Genomic DNA, 6298 nt, shown 5'->3' with positions numbered 1-6298 from the left:
GCGACATACCTTGGTGGTACAAGAAGCCTGAAGGAATCTCCTATGACTGACCCTAAGTACAACAACAAAAACGATACGGATAAAACACCTGGAGCTGGCGAGTAATAGAAATGCATCGTTACTCTTCAAGCACTTCCTATGTCCTCTTGTGATGGAAATTAAGAAGCAATCATAAGAATAGGAGAAAGAGGAAAAAAGCTTGGAGGGATAAAAATGGTGCAAGGAATATATTCTGGCTTCAGGGGAGCAGAGAATGTAAGAAGGATTACAGTAAACGGTGAAGGATCAGTCATGGCAAGCCCAAATAAGGCATCGGCAACACTCGGAGTCCGGACAGAGAATCCAAATCTCCAGGAGGCACAGGCGGACAATGCTAAAATTGCTAATGACATTGTTTCGGCTCTTGTAAGTATTGGAATTCCAAAAGACGATATCAAAACGGCTGATTATAGAATTGATCCCATTTACACGTATGAAGACGGCAAACAGCTATTCCAGGGATACCGCGTAACCCATCTTTACACAATAACAATACGCAATGCTGAGCAAGTCGGTTTGGTAATCGACACAGCTGTGAAAAATGGTGCAAATGAGGTAATGAATATCCAATTTACTGTTGCTGACCCACAGGCATATTATAGTCAGGCCCTATCCCTGGCCGTTATTGATTCTTTTAAAAAAGCTCAAACAATTGCTCGAACGTTCGGCATCACCGCCCAGCCGCAGCTTTTATCCATTACAGAAGAATCACAAATGGCAATACCTGGTCCTTACCTCGTTGCATCATTTGAAAAGAGCGCAGGCAGCGGAACACCAATTGAACCAGGAAAACTAGAGATAAAGGCTACCCTAAAAGCCACTTATACGATTGTTTAGCTTAACGTAAAGCCGGGCGCAACCTGGCTTTTCTTTTTGGCTGTGCATAATTCACCTAGTGATTTCCGTGGGGCTTCGCTTTTACCTGCCGGCACCGGCAGTCATTTAAAAATTACCGCTGATACAATTTGTTTATACACTTATGACTACCTTTGATGTAAAATACCCTTATAAGTATTTATAAGGGGCGATAGACATGAAAAAAATCTTAGCAGCAATCAGCTTTCTATTGATGGTTACCGGCTGTTCCGCAGGTTCCTATAAAGATGTTTCTATTGATGAAGCGAAGGAAATGATCGACAATGGGAAAGTTGAAGTGCTTGATGTCCGAACACCAGAAGAGTTTGCAGCAGGGCATATTCCCGGGGCAAAACTAGTGCCTTTGCAGGTGCTTGAGGGCATGCTTTCTGAGCTTGAAAAAGAACAAAAATATGTTGTTGTATGCCAAAGCGGAAACCGTTCAACGAAAGCAAGCGAAGTACTGACTGAGAATGGATTCAAGAATATATACAATATGAGCGGCGGAATGAATGAGTGGAGATTTGATAAAGAACAATAACCTGGCAAGCATCTCAATTAATGAGATGCTTTTTCTTATACCAAGGCTCTTTTATTTAAACTTTGTTGCATTCTCAACGAAAGTAAAAACTGACATCTGAGTTTTTCGAGTTTTAATGTAAATTTAGTTCAGAAGTCTCCTTGAAAAGAGCCTTGATACCTTTCAATTGGCGGATTCAACTACTTGTTCGAAAAGCAAAAATCAATGCGAAAACAGCCTATATCAAACAAAAAACCTGCCAAAAGGCAGGTTTTTAATTAAGCGCGTGATACGTAAGATGAGTCAGTTGTGTTGATGATCAGTCTGTCACCTTGGTTGATGAAGAAAGGAACCTGGACAGAAAGACCAGTTTCCATGATTGCAGGCTTTGTTCCGCCAGAAGCAGTATCACCTTTAATCCCCGGTTCTGTTTCAGTTACTTCTAACTCAACAGTGTTTGGAAGTTCAACCCCAAGAGTTTCGTGGCCAAATGTCATAATGTGTACTTCCATGTTTTCCTTAAGGAATTTCAATTCATATTCGATAGAATTTCCTGGTAATTCAATCTGCTCATAAGACTCATTATCCATGAACACATGCTGATCGCCGCTAGCATATAAATATTGCATTTTACGGTTTTCAATCTGCGCTTTTGCTACTTTTTCGCCAGCGCGGAAAGTTTTTTCCTGGATTGCTCCAGTACGTAGGTTACGAAGCTTTGAGCGTACAAACGCTGCTCCTTTTCCCGGCTTTACGTGTTGGAAATCAAGTACACGCCAAATGCCATTATCCACTTCGATTGTTAAACCAGTACGAAAATCATTTACTGAAATCATTGTTTGTCCTCCTAGTGTCGTCTTAAAGTATGATGAGTTCTTTTGTAGAATGTGTCAAGGACTCGTTATGGTCTAATGTAATCACGGTATCGTCTTCAATCCGGACCCCGCCAAGGCCAGCGATATAGATTCCCGGTTCTACTGTAACAACCATTCCTGGCTCCAGTACGGTCTCAGATCTAGATGAAAGTCCAGGACCCTCATGCACTTCGAGGCCAATGCCATGTCCAGTTGAATGTCCGAAGTATTCTCCATATCCTTTTTCTGTGATAAAATTTCTAGTCAGCGCGTCGGCTTCTTTGCCTATCATTCCCGGCTTAATCCCTGCCATGCCTCGAAGCTGGGCTTCAAGTACGATGTCATAGATTTCCTTCAGTTTGTCAGCTGGCTTGCCAACTGAAACTGTCCGCGTAATATCAGAAACATAACCTTTATAATAAGCACCATAATCAAGGGTAACAAAGTCTCCCGCTTCAATCACCTTGTCACTTGCCACACCGTGTGGAAGGGCAGAACGGTAGCCTGACGCTACGATAATATCAAATGAAGAAGAAGTAGCTCCCTGCTTTCTCATGAAGAATTCTAGTTCATTCGATACCTCCAGCTCTGTTCTCCCTGGACGGATAAACTCAAGTATATGTGTAAACGCAGCATCTGCAATGGCTGCTGCTTCCTTTAATATCTTAATCTCTGAATCAGTCTTAATCAAGCGTAACTTTTCAATTTCACTCGATACAGGTACAAGCTCAGCTTCAATCGCTTTATCAAAGGTTTTGAACGCTGAATATGTAACATGATCTTGTTCAAATCCCAGCTTCTTAATTCCAAGGTTTTTCGTCTGGGCCGCAACCTCATCCTGGATGAGTCCTTTATGAAGGACCACATCGTAGCCTTCGCATTGCTTGGCTGCCTGCTCTGTATAACGGAAATCAGTAATAAATAAAGCTTTTTCATTAGTGATTAACACCATGCCAGCAGAACCAGTGAACCCAGTCATGTAACGGCGGTTATATTCGCTTGTTACCAGCATTCCATCTATGCCGAGTGTATCAAAGGTTGCACGCAATTTTTGTATCTTTTCCATAACCTTATTCCTCCCCTTTTTCTTCCCTTTTAAAAGCTTCTAGCGCCAACTCATAGCCAATTAGGCCAAGACCAGCAATTTGCCCTTTTGAAACAGGAGCTATGACAGATTTGTGCCTGAACGCTTCTCTTTCATAAACATTTGAAATATGTACTTCGATAACGGGACAATTTATTCCTGCTATCGCATCCCTGATGGCATAACTATAATGCGTAAATGCTCCCGGGTTAAAAATGATGCCATCAACACCAGTGTCTTCTGCCTCATGAAGTTTATCTATCAATTCTCCTTCATGATTGGATTGATAACAATTAACCTCCAGCTGCAATTCTGCACCAAGCGTAATTATTCTGTTCTCCAAATCGTCCAGCGTCATGCTACCATATATTCCCGGTTCCCTTTTTCCCAGACGGTTCAAATTGGGCCCGTTAAGCAGAAGTATTTTTCTCATATAAAGCTCCCGTAAAAAAAGAATGTTCATTAAGAACATTCTAACATAACTAAATTCATGAAAACTACTTAGACATGCTTAAGAAGGAACCTCTTTATGTTTTTTCTCTCGGCTGCGGATTTCCTGTTCCTCATAGGAAATCGAATAGCCAACAAAAACACCATAGAGGATATAAAAACAAGCAGAAGTAATTAAGGTGTTCCTTGATAGGTCCCAGAACGGCTTAATTCCAGGGAATATTGGATTCAAGACATAAAATACTAGCAAAAATAACACTAATCCAAAAGCGGCACCTGCCCAAATGGATTTAATTTTTCTCATAGCTGAATAATAAACGAGTGCGGCACCGATTGAAAAAAGGCCGATTGCAATGATTGAAATCACCGTACCTAGCCACTGCTCTTTCCATTTCCCTAATGCCCACGGCTCAAGAATGACATTTGGACGTATCTCCGTAAAATTGAAAATATAGGCTAAGTATGCCAAGGCACTCCAAAATACCCCGCCAAATAATCCTGTAATAATCGTCAACGTAAGGAAAGACATAGGTTTTTCTCGTTGATTCTGTTCAAGGTTTTCATGATTTTCTGCCATTAGTTGCACCTCCGTTTTTAGTATGTCCCGTAGAAGGAAATCAATTGCATGAACTGGATAAAAATGTTGTGATGAGGTCAGAAAGCATATAGTGGTTTATGCTTTTTTTTAGTAAAATAAAGTTAAGGTATTTAAAAATCTCTTCATAGATTTTTATGAGTAATAAAGTCCTTAACTTTAGAGATAAGGGTTTCTTAAGTCCTTTATTTCCTTGAAACAAATTTCAACTTTCATTCTCTCGTTTAAAGCGCTTCTAAAAAAGGAAAAAGAAGCAGGAGAATAGTATAAAACCGAAGAAATTGTATAAAGTAAGCGTTAGCTAGTTTAAAAGACTAAAAAAATGCTCATGATGCTTTTAGGGAGGTGGCTTACTTTGAATAATCGAACTTCTAAGTATTTGGTTACAGGACTCATTGTCCTTTCAATTATCGGAATAGTATCGAAATTGATAAGCGATCCTGTTGGTGTTATTAAAACCCTTGCTGTTGTCGCATTGGTCGGTGCAGTGATTTATTATCTAGTAAGACGTTTTTCTGGAAGCAGCCCTGGAAAGCAGCAACAGCGAGCATTTTTAAAAGCGGCAAAGCGGTCCAAGAAACGGTTTCAGGCAAAAGAAACGACTTCTTCATCTAAGCGTTCTAAAATTAGGTCCCTGGCATCTGCCCGCAACAAGAAAAAGGATGCGTCCCATTTAACTGTAATTGATGGCAAAAAAAGCAAGAAAAAAAATCGGGCTTCGTTTTAGCCCGATTTTTTTTAATAACACCAGGATTTAAAGAATTTATCTGCGTTTTTTTTACCTAGTTCGATCAGCTCTAATTTTTTTTCATTAGTCAGCTGAAATTCAGTCGTCAATGACCCTTCAGTTGGTATGAATATAATATTTTTTTCATGCTTGCGCGAAATATATCTGGAGTCATGAGCATCCTTCATCGTTTCAAATAATGCATCGAACATTTGCAAGGCATTTTTGATTTTGTTTGTTGGCTGCTGCGTTAAATGATGGCTGAGCTGCACTCCGAGAACCGGCCGCACTTTTTTCACGTTATCCTTGTCAAATAGCCACATGGGAAAATTGCTCAATACACCACCATCCACCACGATATTCGTACTGATGCGGTCCCTTAGTTTTACTGGTTCAAAAAAGAATGGCAGACTGCAGCTCATCCTTATTGCTCTTGCTACCGGAAAAGTTCTTGGGTCGATACCGTACTTCGGAAGATCATCAGGAAGGATCAATAATCTTCCATTCGTTAAATCTGAAGCGATGATTCTAAGTGCATCCGGAGCCAGATCACCAAATGTCCGCAACCCTCTCGCGGCAAGTGTTTCTGCGATCCAGCATTCCAGCTCATCCCCCTTATATAATCCCATACGCCAATATACAAACAGCCATTTAGTCAGTGCTGAAGGGATAATTGTTTTTCTTGAGTCGAGAAAATTCTTAAGGTTCAGCTCACCAACAAGGCTAGCCATTTCTGTGCTTGTATACCCGGCTGCAAGCAATCCAGCCACCAACGAACCAGCACTTGTACCAGCTACCCGTTTGAATCTGAACCCTCGTTCCTCAACTGCAGCACAGGCACCGATCAACGCAAATCCTTTGATTCCTCCGCCGGAAAACACGCCGTCTATATACATATGAGCCACTCCCGTCGATGTAATCCCATTGTTACATCTTTAAGCGCACATTTTGTAAAATAGTACGGCGTACAAGTTGAAAATTTTTATATTATGTGAAGTATTGAATCTCCGCTTCCGGGAAGAACGAATGAATATATCCGCGAATCGTGTTTTCAAGATCCTTGGCTTCATCCGTTTGATATACATACTTTCCGATTCCGTAGCGCCCCCATTTATACTTTCGTTTTTCTTCATCCATTTCCAGCTTTGATTTTGGGTACCGTTTTTGAATCACA

9 protein-coding genes are annotated in these 6298 nt (G+C 40.8%); 3 read left to right on the top strand and 6 right to left on the bottom strand.

The window, feature by feature from the left end:
- Positions 1 to 213 precede the first annotated feature (213 nt).
- Together WB217_RS04275 and WB217_RS04270 are read left to right on the top strand one after the other, a co-directional pair.
- Positions 214 to 876: an SIMPL domain-containing protein gene (locus WB217_RS04275; RefSeq protein WP_423990958.1), complete on the top strand. Its 663-nt coding sequence runs from the start codon at positions 214 to 216 to the stop codon at positions 874 to 876.
- A gap of 196 nt (positions 877 to 1072) precedes the next feature.
- A complete protein-coding gene (locus WB217_RS04270) occupies positions 1073 to 1435 on the top strand; it encodes a rhodanese-like domain-containing protein (protein WP_423990956.1) in 363 nt (120 codons plus the stop codon).
- A gap of 257 nt (positions 1436 to 1692) precedes the next feature.
- On the opposite strand, the gene efp is transcribed toward WB217_RS04270, so the two are convergent.
- The 4 genes from efp to WB217_RS04250 all read right to left on the bottom strand — a co-directional run bounded on the left by efp (position 1693) and on the right by WB217_RS04250 (position 4379).
- Complete coding sequence (gene efp / locus WB217_RS04265; protein WP_335431243.1) at positions 1693 to 2250, bottom strand: elongation factor P; 558 nt, start codon at positions 2248 to 2250, stop codon at positions 1693 to 1695.
- A 22-nt stretch (positions 2251 to 2272) separates the two neighbouring features.
- Positions 2273 to 3334, bottom strand: a complete 1062-nt coding sequence (locus WB217_RS04260; protein WP_423990954.1) for a M24 family metallopeptidase — start codon at positions 3332 to 3334, stop codon at positions 2273 to 2275.
- 4 nt (positions 3335 to 3338) lie between these two features.
- Positions 3339 to 3785 (bottom strand): type II 3-dehydroquinate dehydratase, encoded by a 447-nt coding sequence (gene aroQ, locus WB217_RS04255; protein ID WP_423990952.1) that lies wholly within the window; start codon positions 3783 to 3785, stop codon positions 3339 to 3341.
- A 78-nt stretch (positions 3786 to 3863) separates the two neighbouring features.
- A complete protein-coding gene (locus WB217_RS04250; protein ID WP_423990950.1) occupies positions 3864 to 4379 on the bottom strand; it encodes a YqhR family membrane protein in 516 nt (171 codons plus the stop codon).
- 373 nt (positions 4380 to 4752) lie between these two features.
- Here WB217_RS04250 and WB217_RS04245 point away from each other — a divergent pair, with 373 nt between their 5' ends.
- Positions 4753 to 5124 carry an SA1362 family protein gene (locus WB217_RS04245; protein ID WP_423990948.1) on the top strand — a complete coding sequence of 124 codons (372 nt, stop codon included), beginning with the start codon at positions 4753 to 4755 and terminating at the stop codon, positions 5122 to 5124.
- An 11-nt stretch (positions 5125 to 5135) separates the two neighbouring features.
- Here WB217_RS04245 and WB217_RS04240 read toward each other — a convergent pair whose 3' ends face one another.
- Positions 5136 to 6020 carry a patatin-like phospholipase family protein gene (locus WB217_RS04240; protein ID WP_423990946.1) on the bottom strand — a complete coding sequence of 295 codons (885 nt, stop codon included), beginning with the start codon at positions 6018 to 6020 and terminating at the stop codon, positions 5136 to 5138.
- 91 nt (positions 6021 to 6111) lie between these two features.
- A partial coding sequence (locus WB217_RS04235) for a spore photoproduct lyase family protein (RefSeq protein WP_423990944.1) occupies positions 6112 to 6298 on the bottom strand: 187 nt, incomplete at its 5' end.

Origin of the sequence: Mesobacillus sp. (assembly GCF_049588175.1) — a bacterium.
Taxonomy (GTDB): Bacteria; Bacillota; Bacilli; order Bacillales; family Cytobacillaceae; genus Mesobacillus.
This window is presented reverse-complemented; position numbering and strand designations above follow the sequence as displayed.